The 16,544-nt window shown below is 41.9% G+C and carries 16 protein-coding genes; 6 read left to right on the top strand and 10 right to left on the bottom strand.

What is annotated here, in order from left to right; genetic code table 11:
• Positions 1 to 155 precede the first annotated feature (155 nt).
• Complete coding sequence (gene der, locus C9J46_RS11100; RefSeq protein WP_107205990.1) at positions 156 to 1,658, top strand: ribosome biogenesis GTPase Der; 1,503 nt, start codon at positions 156 to 158, stop codon at positions 1,656 to 1,658.
• 92 nt (positions 1,659 to 1,750) lie between these two features.
• Here the strand turns inward: der and C9J46_RS11095 are convergent, their stop codons facing one another.
• The 3 genes from C9J46_RS11095 to tesA form a co-directional block, all read right to left on the bottom strand.
• The gene (locus C9J46_RS11095; protein ID WP_107205991.1) at positions 1,751 to 2,605 is read right to left on the bottom strand and encodes a co-chaperone YbbN; all 855 of its coding nucleotides are present in this window, start codon (positions 2,603 to 2,605) and stop codon (positions 1,751 to 1,753) included.
• Positions 2,606 to 3,075: 470 nt separating this feature from the next.
• Complete coding sequence (locus tag C9J46_RS11090; protein ID WP_107290893.1) at positions 3,076 to 3,903, bottom strand: SDR family oxidoreductase; 828 nt, start codon at positions 3,901 to 3,903, stop codon at positions 3,076 to 3,078.
• Positions 3,900 to 4,514 (bottom strand): multifunctional acyl-CoA thioesterase I/protease I/lysophospholipase L1, encoded by a 615-nt coding sequence (gene tesA / locus C9J46_RS11085; RefSeq protein ID WP_107205993.1) that lies wholly within the window; start codon positions 4,512 to 4,514, stop codon positions 3,900 to 3,902. Before tesA ends, C9J46_RS11090 begins: the two co-directional genes overlap by 4 nt.
• On the opposite strand from tesA, the gene C9J46_RS11080 reads away from it, so the two are divergent.
• The 3 genes from C9J46_RS11080 to C9J46_RS11070 are packed head-to-tail and all read left to right on the top strand — an operon-like array spanning position 4,513 to position 7,965.
• A complete protein-coding gene (locus C9J46_RS11080) occupies positions 4,513 to 5,202 on the top strand; it encodes an ABC transporter ATP-binding protein (protein WP_107247375.1) in 690 nt (229 codons plus the stop codon). The two genes, tesA and C9J46_RS11080, sit on opposite strands and share 2 nt — an antisense overlap.
• Entirely contained in the window at positions 5,192 to 7,663 is a 2,472-nt protein-coding gene (locus C9J46_RS11075; protein ID WP_107290892.1) for an ABC transporter permease, read from the top strand. Before C9J46_RS11080 ends, C9J46_RS11075 begins: the two co-directional genes overlap by 11 nt.
• Before the next feature lie 59 nt (positions 7,664 to 7,722).
• A complete protein-coding gene (locus tag C9J46_RS11070) occupies positions 7,723 to 7,965 on the top strand; it encodes a prevent-host-death protein (protein WP_107290891.1) in 243 nt (80 codons plus the stop codon).
• 120 nt (positions 7,966 to 8,085) lie between these two features.
• Here the strand turns inward: C9J46_RS11070 and C9J46_RS11065 are convergent, their stop codons facing one another.
• The 3 genes from C9J46_RS11065 to C9J46_RS11055 form a co-directional block, all read right to left on the bottom strand.
• Positions 8,086 to 8,457 (bottom strand): hypothetical protein, encoded by a 372-nt coding sequence (locus tag C9J46_RS11065; protein ID WP_107290890.1) that lies wholly within the window; start codon positions 8,455 to 8,457, stop codon positions 8,086 to 8,088.
• An 8-nt stretch (positions 8,458 to 8,465) separates the two neighbouring features.
• Positions 8,466 to 8,777, bottom strand: coding sequence for a hypothetical protein (locus C9J46_RS11060; protein WP_233217744.1), 312 nt, complete (start codon positions 8,775 to 8,777; stop codon positions 8,466 to 8,468).
• 123 nt (positions 8,778 to 8,900) lie between these two features.
• Positions 8,901 to 9,803, bottom strand: a complete 903-nt coding sequence (locus tag C9J46_RS11055) for a TIGR01777 family oxidoreductase (RefSeq protein WP_107260042.1) — start codon at positions 9,801 to 9,803, stop codon at positions 8,901 to 8,903.
• Between the two features lie 269 nt (positions 9,804 to 10,072).
• Here C9J46_RS11055 and yfcE point away from each other — a divergent pair, with 269 nt between their 5' ends.
• Positions 10,073 to 10,618: a phosphodiesterase gene (yfcE, locus tag C9J46_RS11050; RefSeq protein WP_107290889.1), complete on the top strand. Its 546-nt coding sequence runs from the start codon at positions 10,073 to 10,075 to the stop codon at positions 10,616 to 10,618.
• 115 nt (positions 10,619 to 10,733) lie between these two features.
• Here yfcE and C9J46_RS11045 read toward each other — a convergent pair whose 3' ends face one another.
• The 4 genes from C9J46_RS11045 to C9J46_RS11030 form a co-directional block, all read right to left on the bottom strand.
• A complete protein-coding gene (locus C9J46_RS11045; protein WP_107205999.1) occupies positions 10,734 to 11,021 on the bottom strand; it encodes a SelT/SelW/SelH family protein in 288 nt (95 codons plus the stop codon).
• Between the two features lie 24 nt (positions 11,022 to 11,045).
• Entirely contained in the window at positions 11,046 to 11,810 is a 765-nt protein-coding gene (locus C9J46_RS11040) for a sulfite exporter TauE/SafE family protein (protein WP_107290888.1), read from the bottom strand.
• 154 nt (positions 11,811 to 11,964) lie between these two features.
• Positions 11,965 to 14,112, bottom strand: coding sequence for a phosphate acetyltransferase (gene pta / locus C9J46_RS11035; RefSeq protein WP_199187094.1), 2,148 nt, complete (start codon positions 14,110 to 14,112; stop codon positions 11,965 to 11,967).
• Between the two features lie 154 nt (positions 14,113 to 14,266).
• Positions 14,267 to 15,463: an acetate kinase gene (locus C9J46_RS11030; protein WP_105059633.1), complete on the bottom strand. Its 1,197-nt coding sequence runs from the start codon at positions 15,461 to 15,463 to the stop codon at positions 14,267 to 14,269.
• Positions 15,464 to 15,798: 335 nt separating this feature from the next.
• On the opposite strand from C9J46_RS11030, the gene yfbV reads away from it, so the two are divergent.
• On the top strand, positions 15,799 to 16,248 hold the full coding sequence (gene yfbV, locus C9J46_RS11025; RefSeq protein ID WP_158259290.1) for a terminus macrodomain insulation protein YfbV: 450 nt from the start codon (positions 15,799 to 15,801) through the stop codon (positions 16,246 to 16,248).
• Positions 16,249 to 16,544: the final 296 nt, after the last annotated feature.

The following is a 16,544-nucleotide window of genomic DNA, read 5'->3' as shown; positions in this document are numbered from 1 at the left end:
TAATTTGTCGGCTCCAGCTGCGATACGTAGTTGGAGCCGTTGTTGTTATATCCGTTGAATATATTATTGTCGGATGAAGGTTCTCAGAAATGTGAACTGGAGGCAAGAATGAACGGTAAAAATGTCAATAAGACTATGAAAAGTAAGAGGTAGTTATGATTCCTGTTGTTGCCCTAGTCGGGCGCCCGAACGTGGGTAAATCGACGCTATTTAATCGTCTTACTCGCACAAGGGATGCACTTGTTGCTGACTTTCCTGGCTTAACTAGGGATCGTAAATACGGTAGAGCAGAGCTAGAAGAGCATGAATTCATTGTTATCGATACCGGTGGTATTGATGGTACTGAGGAAGGCGTTGAAACAAAAATGGCTGAACAGTCATTAGCAGCGATCGAAGAAGCTGATGTTGTTCTGTTCCTAGTAGATGGTCGTGCTGGTTTAACTGCCGCAGACGAAGCAATTGCTAAGCACTTACGTAGCCGTCAAAAACCAACGTTCCTTGTGGTAAACAAGGTAGATGGTATTGATGCAGATAGTGCTTGTGCTGAATTCTGGCGTTTAGGCGTTGATGCAATGTACCAAATTGCAGCAACTCAAAACCGTGGTGTTACTGCATTGATGGAGCGCGCATTAGCACCGTTCTCTGACAAACTGAATGCAGAGCTTGCAGAAGAAGGTGAAGAGCAAGAACTTCAACTTGAAGATCTCACATCGGTTGAAGATATTGAGAAAGCAAACCTTTCTGAAGCGGATGCGGAAGCTGCCTATAAGCGTCTTCAAGAGCAGCCAATTAAGCTTGCAATTATTGGTCGTCCAAACGTAGGTAAATCAACACTAACAAACCGTATTTTAGGTGAAGAACGTGTTGTTGTTTACGATATGCCAGGAACAACGCGTGACTCTATTTACATTCCAATGGAACGTGATGGTCAAGAGTACGTATTGATCGATACTGCGGGTATCCGTCGTCGTAAGAACATGCACCAAGCGGTTGAGAAATTCTCAGTTATTCAAACGTTAAAAGCGGTTGAAGATGCTAACGTTGTATTGTTGATTATCGATGCTCGTGAAAACATTTCAGATCAAGATCTAAGCTTATTAGGTTTTGCGCTAAATGCAGGCCGTTCATTAGTGATTGCTGTGAACAAGTGGGATGGTTTAGATAACGAAGTGAAAGAGCGTGTTAAGTCTGAACTTGACCGTCGTTTAGGCTTCGTTGACTTTGCGCGTATTCACTTTATTTCAGCACTTCACGGTACCGGTGTTGGTCACTTGTATGAGTCAGTGATTGAAGCATACCAGTCTGCAACTAAGCGTATTAGTACTTCGCTACTAACGCGTATTATGCAAATGGCACAAGATGATCACCAGCCACCAATGATCCGTGGTCGTCGTGTGAAGCTTAAGTATGCGCACGCCGGTGGTTATAACCCACCGATCATTGTCGTTCACGGTAACCAAGTTAATGATCTTCCGGGTTCATATAAGCGTTACCTAATGAACTACTACCGTAAGTCATTAGAAATGATGGGGACACCGATTCGCATTCAATTCCAGAATAGCGAAAACCCATTTGAGACTAAAAAGCAGAAGCTAACTGTTTCTCAAGAACGCCAACGTAAACGTCTAACGAATGTACTGCGCGATCGTAAGAAGTAATATTTTACGATAAATAAATACGAAAAAGCCCGATACGTGAACTCTTAGAGTTAAAAGCGTATCGGGCTTTTTGCTATTTATACTTTATCGAATTAATACATCAAAGAGTAAAGCTGACGGCGGTAAGAGGCTGCAATTGGATTGCCTTGACCTAATGCTGCAAGAATATCCATCATGGTTTTCTTTGCATTACCATCTGAGAAGTTCATGTCTTTACGTAAAATTGCAATCAATAACTCTAGCGCTTCTTCATTACGGTTTACTTGGCTGTATTGCACGGCGAGTTCATAACGTAATTCAACATTGTCAGGTTCGGACGCTAGTTTCTGTTCTAGTTGTTGGATCTCTGGCGAGTTACCCGCTTGCTTGTGTAATTCTAATTTAGCGACCAAGCCTTTGTATTGTGCATCCTGATCTTGCATTGGGATTGTCGCAAGAATCGGCTCGGCCTCATCAAATAAAGCGGTTTCAATCAGGCACTCTGCAATAGCGAGTTTTACTAAGCTATCGTTAGGAAGTTGTGCTGACAGTTGACGCAGTAGCGGTAGAGCTTGAGCGTATTCTTTATTATCAACTAATACCAATGCCTGTTTTAATGCCAGCTCTTCTTGGCTTGGTAGATGACGAGTTAGCATTTCACGTAATGTTTGCTCTGTTTGTGGCCCTGCAGAGCCATCAGCAGGTTGACCATCTTTAAACAGAGCAACAGTAGGTAAACCACGGACACCGAACTGAGAAGCGACCATTTGTTGGGTTTCACAGTTTAGTGAAGCAAGAATAAATTGTCCTTGGTATTCACGAGCCAGTTTTTCTAGCGTTGCATTCACTTCTAGCGTTTCAGGCATCGATGGCGCCCAAAAACTGATCACAACAGGTGTTTGCATCGATTGCTCGATAACCTGTTGCAGATTTTGTTCATTAATTTCTAGCGCAGTATTTTGGTACATGTAATTCGATCCGTTGACTATTTGAAAGGCTATACCAAATATATGGGGATGAATCGATGTGGATCAAGTTGAGATAATGAAACAGAAATTAGTAAGTGTTTAAAAAACGAGAAAGAACAGTATTAATTACCGAATACCAGCAAAAGCACTAACGTGATACACGCGCATAGTAAGTTAATTTGGCGCAATGTCATATATACACCTTAAACGTAATGAAGAAAGAGCTAAGTTTGATAATTAGCTTAAGTTATGGGATCACATTACATTTGTTATATGACAATAATATTACGTTTTATAGAAAATGTAATATTGGGTGGTATTCTTAACTGGAGTAAGTGTTTTTTTATGTTTAGTGGTTATAAATCAGCATATTAATCATCATTGATTTTATAAATGTTGTTTTTATCACCACTTTTATAAGGTGAGAAAACTGCCTAAAAGCGATGGGTTTTAAGCAGGTTTCTTCTTTATTAATTGCTTTTTATCAGTAACTTATCAAGAAATCTTGTTGGTAGGATACGACGTAAAAAACCAAAAATATAAGTCGGTTGTGTCACGTAATAGCGTGATTTTGGGCGAGAGCTATTAATGATGTCCAATAGTGGTCGTAATACTGCATCAGGGTTTAAAGTAAATTTGTTGGTCACCTTTTCTTTACCAAGGCGAGAGAGGGTGTCTTGGTAGTTGTCATAATGGCGAGAGTTGTTCATATCAATATGACGTTCAAACATGCGTTTTGCGTTAGCGCGAAATTGGCTTTCAATTGGTCCTGGCTCGATCAAAGAAATACTAATCGGCGTATTGTCTAACTCTAAACGTAAGGTATCGGTATAGCCTTCAATTGCAAATTTACTGGCGTTATATGCGCCGCGATATTTCATGGCGACTAATCCCAGTACTGAGCTGTTTTGTACAATTTTACCGTGACCTTGGGTAAGCATCAGTGGGATGACTTGCTTGGTTAGCTCGTGCCAGCCAAAGAAATTCGCTTCAAATTGTTCACGTAGAGCTGAGGTCGGTAAATCTTCTAATGCGCCGGGTTGTCCGTAAGCGGCATTATTAAATAACACATCTAATTTTCCGCCAGTGATGGCTAGTGCTTGGCTTAAACCTTCTGTGATGGATGACTCTGAAGTGATATCCAATTGAACGCAACGAATACCTTCTTGATTGAGCCTTTCTACATCCTCTGATTTTCGACAACTAGCAACAACGTTAAGGCCTTGCTCGGTCAGTGTTTTTGCGCAGTAATAGCCAATACCAGAGCTACACCCTGTCATTAAAATAGATTGTGTCACTGTGAGCTTTCCTTGTTGAGATAAGGTTGAAGATGCTTTGCCATAAATTGAGCGATCAGCGGCTGTGCTTGTGCGGTTGGGTGAAGGCCATCTTTCATCATTAATTCTGGCTTTACAATAATATCGATAAGAAAAAACGGCAATAAAGGCACATTGGTGTCTTCACTTAATGATGGGTAAGTATTACGAAACAGTTCGTTATAACGTTTCCCATAATTGGGTGGGACTTCAATTTGCATTAATAGTGGCTGTGATCCCACTTTTTGGATCTCATTGATCATTTGGCTAAGGTTATTACGTAATATTTTAGGATGAAACCCACGTAAGCCATCATTCGCACCTAATTCGATTAAAACAAAATCAGGCTTATGTTGTTCCAATAATGCTGGTAATCGTGCCAACCCATTACCACTGGTATCGCCAGAGATACTCGCATTCACAATGGTCGTTGGTTGTTTTTGCTGTTCTAACAGTGGCGGCAGTAGTGCAGGCCAGCTTTTCTCTGCTGGCATCTGATAACCAGCACTGAGGCTATCGCCAAGAACTAACAGTGTTTGACTCAATGCGGTGGATGAAAACACCAGCATCAACAATGAAAGGATTCGTATCATGTCTGTCTCCGTAATTAAGGCACACTCTGTTTCAAAACAAGTCACGACTACCTTGTCGCCTATGACTATTTTGCAGGATGTTTCGCTTGAGGTCGAGCAAGGAGAGTCTATTGCCCTTGTCGGTGTCTCTGGCGCGGGTAAATCAACCTTGATGACATTACTGGCGGGGCTCGATGTACCAACACAAGGTGAAATAGAGTTACTTGGTCATAACCTTTCTACGTTAGATGATGAACAACGTGCTCAATTACGTAGTGAATCTATTGGTTTCGTGTTTCAAAATTTCCTGTTACTACCAACCTTAAATGCACTCGAGAACGTCACGTTACCGTGTTTGATCCAAGATAATGAGGTGGATGTTGAGCGAGCAAAAGAATTGCTTGCTGTTGTTGGTTTGAAAGGGCGAGAAACCCACTTACCGAGTCAGTTATCCGGTGGTGAACAGCAACGCGTCGCGCTAGCCCGTGCATTTATGATCAAACCTAAAATCTTGTTTGCTGATGAGCCAACAGGAAACCTCGATCAGCATACCGCAGCCATGGTTATTGAGCTGTTGTTTGAGCTTAATAAAAACAGTGGCACAACACTGGTGCTTGTCACCCATGACGATACATTAGCGGCTCGTTGCGATCGAATTATGCGATTAGATAACGGCAAACTCGCGAGGGATGAACGTCATGCAGAGTGATTCACTTTCGATGAAAAAACGTCCGTTCTTTTTACGTTGGGCGTGGCGTGAAATACGACAAGGTCAGTTGTGGCTAGTTACCTTGGCACTGAGTTTAATCATTGCTTGTGTGTTTGCGTTATCGGCATTGGTAAGCCGTGTTGAAGGGATCATAGTTTCGCAAGGTCGCTCTGCGTTAGCGGCAGATATGGTATTGAAGTCATCGCAAGCGGTAGATTTACAACCGTTATCAACCAATAAGATCACCACTTCACAGCAAACTCGCTTTGGTACCATGGCATTTAGCGATAACGGTATGCAGTTAGTCAGCGTTAAAGCGGTTGATGCGAAATTTCCATTGCGTGGCGATTTACGATTACAAGCGGCTGATAAGTCTGTGCACCATCATGTGAGCCCCGGTGAGTTGTGGTTATCAGAACGCTTATTTTCGCTGCTGGATGTCAAAGAGGGCGATACACTCATGCTGGGGGATGGGGAGCTAACCATTAGTGGGAGAATCTTAGAAGATCCTGAGCTGTCTTTTAACCCTTTTAGCCAAATGCCAGCAGTATTGATCAACAATAAAGACATTGCTGACATTGGTGGAATTCAAGAAGGTAGCAGGATCAGCTATCGCTACTATTTTTCCGGCTCCGATCCTGATCTTGCTGATATTCGTGAAACGATGAAGTTAACCCCAAGCCAACGCTGGTTAACTGAAAACGATGCAGGGCGCAGTGGTGATTTTATTGAACGAGCAAGGCAATACCTATCACTGACTTTAGTGCTGGTAGTACTCATGGCATCAGCAACCTTAGTACTTACATGTCAGCACTATGCATCGACGCGGATCACGTCAGTCGCAATGATGAAGAGCCTTGGCGCCAGTCGTCGTTTTTTATGGCGATGGTTATTACAACAAATAGCGGTTGTGTTCTCAGTCGCGATTGGTGTTGGTTTGCTATTGGGTTTTGGGCTCGAATGGTTACTGCGCTATCCACTGCAACAGTTGTTACCTGATGAATTACCGGCTATTGGGTTTGCGCCATTAGTGATCAGCTTACTGCTTGCTCTTTTCATTTCATTGCCAGCGTTGGGTATTCCGCTTTCTCGTTTAGTGAATGCTTCTGCAATGAATACGGTGCAAGCAACCCAGACTCCGACGTCTAAGTTCTCAGCTATATGGTTGTTGTTGATCTTCCCTGTTTTTTCAGCAGTATGGTGGATTGGTAGCAATGTATTTGTTTGGCTGACCTTATTGGGCATGGTGGCATTGTTAGTGTTACTGGCTTTAGTTGGCCTTGCTGCCATCGCTTTACTGAAGAAGATTAAGCTTGGCTCTGCTTATGCATTGGCGTTAAGCCGTGTCAATCGTAGTAAAGCGAAGACCGCGACGCAATTGGCGGCATTGACGTGTTCGTTAATGCTATTAGCTGTGATTGGATTATTACGTAACGAGCTACTCGCGGATTGGAAAAATACCTTACCTGCTGATGCGCCTAATGTGTTTGCAATTAATATTGCGCCAGATCAACAACAAGCCTATTTAGATTATTTAGATGCGAATCAATTAGCCCGTTCTGAAGGTTATCCTGTGACCCGTGGAAGATTGGTCGCGATTAATGAGCAACGCTTTTATTCAACGGAAGATGAAAGCCAAAGTGGCGTAGCTGCAGAGATTACTTCCGACAATAGTCCAGAACGCGATCCTGCATTAAGACGAGAGCTTAACTTCACATGGGCGGAAAGCTTACCGAGTCATAATGAGGTGATTGCAGGTAAATGGGGAAGTAGCTCAGGTGTTTCAGTGGAATCTGGCATTGCGAAACGCTTAAACATTGCATTGGGTGACAAGCTGGCTTTTACCATTGGTGGGCTAGAGTTTAACGCCACAGTAAACAGCATTCGTGATGTGGAATGGCGTAATATGAAGCCGAACTTCTACTTCATTTTCACCCCAGATGTATTGCAGTCGTTTCCTGCTACATGGTTAGTGAGTTTTAGAGTGAATGATCAGCAAAGCGATTTACTTAATACCTTAGCCAGTAATTATCCAACGGTGAGTGTGCTTGATTTACGTATGATGGCAACACGCATTCAAGCTTTATTAGCCCAAGTGAGTTGGTCACTTACGGTATTAGCTGGCTTAGGTGTTTTGAGTGGATTACTACTCATTATGACTTTGTTACGCTTGAGTATTTCAGAGCGTCAAACCGAAATTCAGCTTTATCGCACACTCGGTGCCAGCCGTAAACGCATCGCTGCTACCTTGTGGTTTGAATACGGCATTATTGCGTTATTGGCTGGCATTATCGCAGCGATTGGCGCTGAATTTGTTGTTGGTTTGCTGGTGGTGAAAGGCTTTGAACTGCCGTTTACCTTGCATCCATTAATGTGGATAGGCTTACCTGTGCTGGCAATAGGGTTGGTGTATTTAGTGTCACGATCGCAGATCAAGAAGCTGCTGTTGCCGTTAAGGTGATGGAGTGTAGACTTTAAATTAAGAAATGTTCTTCTAAGTTTAAAGAAGGAAGGTAAGTGATGATTGAGACTGTAAACTTCCTGAAGAAAAATGCTGACCATCTTTCATTAGATGAGACATTGATAATTACCAAGAATGAGAAACATTCTTATGCTGTGATTTATTATGGAGAATATGAACGACGTGAGCAAGCAATAGCTATAATGAAGATGTTAAGTTTTGCTGAATCTGACATCAAAAAAGGTCGTATATCGTCAATGCCACCATTAAAGGAAAGATTAGTTAAACGTGAAATAGGTTAGGTTTTATAGTTGAAACTGAATTGTTTGATATCAATATAGAGAGATTTTGAATTAGCTTTGATTTAAAAAAGCCACACTACTTATGATTTGGTGGCTTTTCGTAGTTAAGAATAGATGTATTTATTTAGTTTTAATTTTTTCTTTGATTGTTTTATAGCAAGTTATCCCTGTTGCTGTAAGAACTCCGAGAATAGTACATTTTATGTCAGCTGCTAATGTTGCAAATACTGCTGCATTGGATAACCAGCTATTATCAGTAGTTGAAAAATTACCTTTTCTATTAATTATTTCTGAGACTATTTCATTTATTTGTTCTTCAGTTAGAGCCTCAATTGGCAAACCTAGTTTTGATAGTTCATTTAAGCCTGCCTCATTCTTTTCTAAGTGAATACGTGGGCAGTTTCTAGCTTTAATAAATTGATTTGAAGTAGTTTTGTTATCAATTAAAACCGCATCTTCACAGTCTTCTAAATCAAACATTGGTCTAGTCATATTAAGCCTCATTCATATGGGGAGTAATTAAATATATTTAAGTACAAAAGGGTATACGAAAAGTAATATTGATAGCATTCTTTGAGAGAACTATTAAAAGGTGTTTCATTTCTTGTATGTGTACAGTTTTGTGCTTTTAAGTACCTTAATTTTTTTCCTCGTAAACCTATATCACATTTTTCAAAGTTTACCCCTTGAAGTAGAAGGTTATCTGAATTTTCAGCGTCAATACCAACACTAAAGCCAACGATTCCTACATTAATGATGGAGCAATTACTGCCATTATTTATTTTTATTGCGCAAGACATTTTAATTTCCATAAAACCTAACCATATATACATATGGTGGCTTATATGGTTTTAAACAAGAAGCTTGAAATAATTCGTTACAGTATGAGTGTATATAAACAAAAACAGGGCCCTTCAGCCCTGTTTTTGTTTCTCTTAATCACACAAAGTCTGCTTCAATGCTTGCTCAATACAAGGGAAGCTAAAGTTAAACCCTTCTTGCTGTAATTTATTTGGCAGTGCACGTTGGCTATCAAGCAATAGTTGCGCTGATTCCCCAAGCCCTAGTTTTAGAACCCAAGCAGGGGTGAATAAAATGTGTGGGCGCTTTAAAGTTGCGGCTAAGGTTTGGCTAAACACTTTATTCGTCACCGGTGTTGGCGCTGTAAAGTTAAATGCGCCATGGGCTTCTGGGTGATTAAGTAAGAATAGAATGCCTTTGATCATGTCTTGCATATGGATCCAAGGAAAGTATTGTTTACCATCACCCATTTTTCCGCCTAATCCTAGTTGATAAGGCAGTAACATGCGCGCCAATGCACCGCCTTGTTTGCCAAGTACGATACCTGTGCGGATCAAGCACACACGGGTTTGTTCTGATTGGGCTTCAAGAGCAATTTGCTCCCAGCGGTAACAGACGTTCTGGGCAAAGTCGTTATCGTTAATATCAAGCGGGATGGATTCATCAATGGTTTTATCTTGGTTATCACCATAAATGCCCACCGCAGAACCACTAAGAAAAGTATGCGGAGGATGACGACTGGCTTTAATTTTATCAACGAGTTGCTGGGTAATATCCCAACGACTTTGACAGATTTTCTCTTTTTGTTTGTCACTCCAACGCTTATTGATGATCGGCTCACCCGCAAGGTTGATAACAGCATCAAATTGGTCGAAATTGTCGAAGCTATCTAGGCTATCAACGGCGAGGATATGATGACCGAGTTGATTGTAAGCACGAGTCGGGTTACGTGTAAGTATGGTGACGTGATCATGATTGAAATGAGGAATCAGTGCTCGTCCGATAAAACCTGTTGCGCCTGTCATTAAAATATTCATGTCGTTATTCCATTATCAGTCATCATCTAAGCTTTGATGTGTTGCTTATTTCTATTATATATCAGCATTCTATATCAGTTAAATTATCAGTATAACGAGAGACTTAAAATCCATTATCTTAATATTGTGACGTAAGAGAATTATCACGAATATTATGCACGCATAAGCACTTGGTTGCATTTTGTGGTGAGATATCAGTATCGCTAACATGGAAATTTGATAAGACTACGAGTAGACTTCGAATCTGGATTAATGACAGGTTTTTGATTATGAAATTATTTTTTGCCTCTGATATTCATGGCTCTTTAGCGAGTGCTGAAAAGATGATTGCTGCTTTTGAACAAAGTGGTGCAGAGCACTTAATTCTGTTGGGTGATATTTTAAATCATGGCCCGCGTAATCCATTACCTGAAGGGTACAATCCTATCAAGGTATCTGAGCTGTTAAATCGCTATGGCGAATGTATTACGGCGGTACGCGGTAACTGCGACAGCGAAGTCGACCAAATGCTACTTGAGTTCCCTATTATGGCAGATTACAACCTTGTGTTATTGCCAACAGGACAGCGTCTTTTTTTAACGCATGGTCACGTGTATAACGCCAATAAACATCCTCGTTTACGTGCTGGTGATGTGATTGTATCGGGACATACTCATATTCCTGTTGCAGAAGCAAAAGATGAGCTATTTGTGTTTAACCCAGGCTCTGTCGCGATTCCTCGTAATGGGTTACCTGCAAGTTATGGCTTATTAGATGGTAATCAGCTATCTGTGATCAGCTTTGACGGTGAAGTACTGGTACACACCCAGATCTAATTTTTAATTGATAAAAGTAACGCCCTGAATGCAGCTCTCTGGTTTTAAGCGCAAAGCCACTTAATAGAGAAAGCACATTCAGGGCGTTATTGTATCTGAAACGAGGTATTATCGTTTATGGTTTACTATGGCGATCTACATGGCCTAAATCGCGCTCTGGGTCGATAACATCACGAATACGTTGCTTTAGTTGTTTCGCATCTGGAAAGCCACCATCGGCTTTACGTTCCCAAATAAGCTGACCATTACAGTGAACTTCAAAACGACCACCTGTGTCTGGATGAAGGCTAATGGTTTGGATTTCTTCACTGAAAGTATGCAGTAGCTCTTGGGTCATCCATGTAGAGCGTAGCATCCAATTGCATTGACGGCAGTAGTAGATATCAATGATCGCTTTATCCATGAAATACTCCTTAAATAACGTGGACTAGAAAGCTGAGAAAAGTAACTTAAAGCCAATAATAAAAGTCAGGGCTTCAAAGCAACGTTTAATGAGTTGATTACTTTTTTGATGAGCAAGGTGCGCCCCTAAGTAACCACCTAGTAATGAACCGAGTAATAGTAAGGGGATCCAAGGCCAGTAAATCGGTGCGCCTGCTTGGTAAATTGCGATAGCGCCAATTCCATTCCAAAATAGCCCAACGCTCACCAAGGTTAGTGCTACCGCTTGTTTGTAGTTAAAGCCAAACCAACGGATTAAAAATAAGGTAACAAATAGCCCTGTTCCGGCGGTAAGTGAGCCGTTTAATACCCCAATAATGGCTAAGCCTAGCCCACCAATGATCATCCCTTTTATGTCGCGATGAATAGCGTTTTCATTTTGTCCTAGCTCTTTTTTCATCATTGAATAAATACCAAGACTGAGTATTAACATACCGAGTGCAGCCTCAGCGATATTTTCAGGAAAAGAGAGGATCAGGTTTGCGCCAATAATCACACCTATTGCGCCTGTAAGGATCACATAGAGTGTAAATTTCAACGACAGTGTGCCTTGACGTAAATGTTTAATGGCTGCACCAACACCTAATGCCACACTCGCCACTTTGTGGGTCGCAAGAGCGATGCTAAAAGGTAAGCCAAGAAAGATAAGTAGAGGAAATTGAATTAAGCCTGCGCCGCCACCAGAGAGTGATGCGAGGGTATTGGAGATCAATGAGCCAATAAATAGCCCGAGAGAGTTGAGAAAATCCATGCTAACAGGTTGTCCTTAACCGTTAATTAGCTTGCCAGCATAAAGGGTTAAAACACCTTATTCCAGTAATAAAAAACGCCCCAATACACATTTCAATAAAAATTGAAGACATGTATTGGAGCGTTTTATCAGTCGATTAAATAAGTATTAAAACTTACTTAGCTGAAGCTTGTTCTGCCTGAATCGCAGTTAGTGCAACTGTGTAAACGATATCGTCTACGAGTGCGCCACGAGAAAGGTCGTTAACTGGCTTACGCATACCCTGAAGCATTGGACCGATAGATACTAGATCTGCTGAACGCTGTACCGCTTTGTATGTTGTGTTACCCGTGTTTAGGTCTGGGAATACAAATACAGTTGCTTTACCTGCTACTGGAGAGTTAGGTGCTTTAGAAGCAGCTACGTTTTCCATGATTGCAGCATCGTACTGAAGAGGACCATCGATCACTAGATCTGGACGTTTCTCTTGAGCGATCTTCGTTGCTTCACGTACTTTATCTACGTCTGCACCTTTACCAGATTCACCAGTAGAGTAAGAGATCATAGCAACACGTGGGTCGATACCAAATGCTTTTGCAGAATCTGCAGATTGGATAGCGATTTCAGCTAGTTGCTCAGCTGTTGGATCTGGGTTGATCGCACAGTCACCGTAAACCAATACTTGGTCTGGTAGTAGCATGAAGAATACAGAAGATACGATAGATGCATCTGGTGCAGTCTTGATGATTTGGAACGGAGGAACGATAGTGTTTGCTGTTGTGTGAACAGCACCAGACACTAGACCGTCAACTTCGTTGTTCTCAAGCATCATTGTGCCTAGGAATACTGAATCTTGTAGCTTCTCACGAGCAACAACGTCAGTCATACCTTTCGCGCCACGTAACTCAACTAAACGAGCCACGTAGTTTTCACGTACTTCGTCAGAGTTGATGATAGTTACGCCAGCACCAAGAACGACGCCTTGCTGCTCAGCAACGCGACGGATTTCATCTGGGTTACCTAGAAGCACACATTCCGCGATACCGCGCTCAGCACAGATAGCCGCAGCTTTAACTGTACGTGGCTCGTCACCTTCAGGAAGAACGATACGCTTAGCCGCTTTACGAGCTAGCTCAGTTAGCTGGTAACGGAATGCTGGTGGGCTTAGACGACGCTCACGGTTTGAACCTTCAGTTAGAGACTCAATCCAGTTACCGTCGATGTGGCTTGCCATGTACTCGTTAACTAGCTCTACACGCTCTTTATCGTCTGCAGGTACTTCTAGTGTGAAGCTCTGTAGATTTAGAGAAGTCTGCCAAGTGTTACCTTGAGCAGTCATGACTGGAAGACCAGTCGCGAATGCGCGCTCACATAGATCCATAACAGGTTTTGGTAGTTCGTAACCACCTGTTAGAAGTAGTGCACCTAGCTCTACGCCGTTCATTGCTGCAAGACATGCTGCAACGATTACGTCTGGACGGTCAGCTGAAGTGACGAGTAGTGAACCTGGACGGAAGTGCTCAACCATATTAGGGATAGAGCGTGCACAGAAAGTGATGCTCTTAATACGACGAGTTTCGATGTCACCTGCATTGATAATTTCAGCATTTAGGTGCTGAGCAATATCAGTTGCACGTGTAGCGATAAGCTCTGCGCTCCAAGGTGCACAACCTAGTACACGAATTGGGCTTGAGTTGAACACTTGCATGATTTCAACATTTGAAGGAACAGTACCTTCTACGTCATCAAAGATCTCAGAAAGATCTGGACGCGTACGGCCTTCAGCATCAACTGGTGCGTTAAGTTTGTTAACGATAACACCAGAGATTTGCTTGTTCTTGATACCACCGAAGTTAGAACATGCTACTTCAATACGCTCTTTAAGTTGAGCTGGGTTATCAGTACCTGGAGATACAACGAACACGATTTCAGCATCTAGCGTTTTTGCAATTTCAAAGTTGATTTGGTTTGCAAAAGGGTGCTTACGAGTAGCAACTAGACCTTCGATTAGCGTTACGTCAGCATCTGCTGTTGCCGCTTTAAAGCGTGCAACAATGTCTTCTAGAAGAACATCAGTTTTGTCGTTACGGATCAATTCTTCAGCGCTTGCCATTGAGAATGACTCAGCAATTTTCATATCGCTGTTAGCACTAATAATTGTTGTTGTTAGATCTGGCTGATCGCCACCTTTACGCGGTTGCGCAATAGGCTTAAAGAAAGAAACGCGAACGCCTTTGCGTTCCATTGCACGAAGTACACCAAGGCTAACACTTGTTAGACCAACGCCAGCGCCAACTGGAACAAGCATAATAGTACGGGACACTATGAATTCCTCAAACTATTGAATGATAAAGCACTGTTCAATAACAATTCATTTTAATTAGTAGAATAACTATAGAACAATACCACATGAGAACATGACGGGATGTCATGAAGAAACGGCTGACTTAAAGCCAGCCGTTAAGATAATCGTTAGATTAGATTTCAGCTAGAAGCGCTGTATCTTCTGCGATTACTAACTCTTCGTTAGTAGAAACAACCATTGCAGGGATGCGGCTGTTTGCAGAAGTGATAACACCTTCGTTACCGAAGCGTGCTTTAAGGTTTGCTTCGCTGTCTACTTCGATACCGAAGATAGATAGACGCTTAAGTACTTCTTCACGGATAGGAGCAGAGTTCTCACCGATGCCGCCTGTGAATACGATAGCGTCTAGACGACCATCCATGTTTGCAGCGTAGCTAGCTACGTACTTAGCAAGACGGTGACAGAATGCGTTCATTGCACGCGTTGCTTCTTCTTTAACGCCGTAGTTTTCTTCAACGAAACGACAGTCAGAAGTCACACCAGTTAGACCTAGTAGGCCAGACTCTTTAGTGAACATTGTGTTGATTTCAGCAACGCTCATGCCTAGACGATCGTGTAGGTGGAACATAACTGCTGGGTCAAGGTCACCACAACGTGTACCCATTACTAGACCTTCAAGAGGAGTTAGACCCATAGAGATATCTACAGATTTACCGCCTTTGATAGCACATACAGATGCGCCGTTACCTAGGTGACAGTTGATGATGTTTAGCTCATCAAGAGGCTTGTCTAGAAGTTTCGCTGTTTCACGAGCGATGAAACGGTGAGAAGTACCGTGTGCGCCGTAGCGACGGATACCGTTTTCTTTGTATAGGTTGTAAGGGATAGCGTATAGGAATGCTTCTTCAGGCATAGTCTGGTGGAAAGCCGTGTCGAATACCGCTACGTTCTTAAGATCAGCGAAGTTGTGTTTAGCAGCTTCGATACCAACAACGTGTGCAGGGTTGTGTAGTGGTGCGAAATCAGACGCATCTACGATACCTTGAAGAACAACATCGTCGATTAGAGCTGAAGCAGAGAACTGCTCGCCACCGTGTACGATACGGTGACCGATAGCGCCTAGGTTCTCTTTAAGCTCAGGCTTAGAAGCAAGGATAGTATCAACCATGAATGCTAGAGCTTCTTCGTGAGCCGCGCCTTCACCTAGTTGTGCTTCGTGCTTGCCATCAAGTTTCCACTTGATGCGTGCTTCAGGAAGACCTAGACATTCTGCTAGACCTGAAAGGTGTTCGTCACCTGATACAGGATCGATGATTGCGAACTTAAGAGATGAACTACCGCAGTTTAGAACTAAAACCAGCTTAGACATGAGAGTGACTACCTATAATCTGTCTGAAAGTTGATATTCATTTTTGAATAAAAAAGTACCCATAGAATAGACGATGATATATTTATCGGTCTAGTCAGGGTGAAATTCGTGCTCATTCTTGAGTATTTGAATTGAGTTACCTGCAATTCTGGTTCATCCTTGAGGGTGCCTAACTTGCAGTTAATACCATTAACAGCAACAATTACCTTTAGGCGTGCTTAGGATAGCGATTGTTAAGCAATATAACAAAAACATTTTTAGATAAATTTAATTTTAATCAAGTTTATTGCTTAAAAATTTTAAAGATTATATTTTTTTTTGATAAATGGTGCTTTATGACTCAACAAACAAAGTGGAAGTATTTCCAAGACGGTCAGCATTACATGAGCACATGGCCAATGCGTAAAGAGCTGGCTGCTGTTTTTCCTGAACATCGCTATATCAAAGCAACAAAGTTTGCCACTAAGGTGATGCCGGCCGTCGCTGCTATTAGTATTTTGACCCAAATGGTATTTCATAATTATGCAGGCATGCCGCAAGCTGTTGCCATTGCGTTATTGGCGTTATCGATGCCATTACAAGGTTTATGGTGGCTAGGTAAACGTAGCCAAACCGTACTCCCACCATCACTGGCGAAATGGTACAGCGAGATCTACCAGAAAATTGTCAGTGAAGGTTATGCGATGCAACCGAAAAAATCACAACCTCGCTACCAAGAACTTGCTGATGTACTCAGCCGCGCATTTAAGCAATTAGACCGTAGTGCATTAGAACGCTGGTTCTAATCAGAGATATGTAACGTACAAAAGCAGCCTAATGAGCTGCTTTTTTTTCGTTAAATATTTTACCGTTCGTTTTCTAAATATTTTGCCACTATTTAGCGTGAGCTCTCATCTTATATACCGAGGCCGCTTTTCTATGCGTATTACTTTTGTATTTACAGCGACAGTTAACAAAGACCGATATATTTATTTATCTTAATCTATGGGGATAAAATACAACGTTTAAATATGCCGCTTCTGAGTTGTTATTTTATTTAACCTATTGATTTCAAATGTTTTTGTTGGGTTTTTATATCATA

Origin of the sequence: Photobacterium sp. GB-36 (genome assembly GCF_003026135.1) — a bacterium.
Lineage (GTDB): Bacteria > Pseudomonadota > Gammaproteobacteria > Enterobacterales > Vibrionaceae > Photobacterium.
This window is presented reverse-complemented; position numbering and strand designations above follow the sequence as displayed.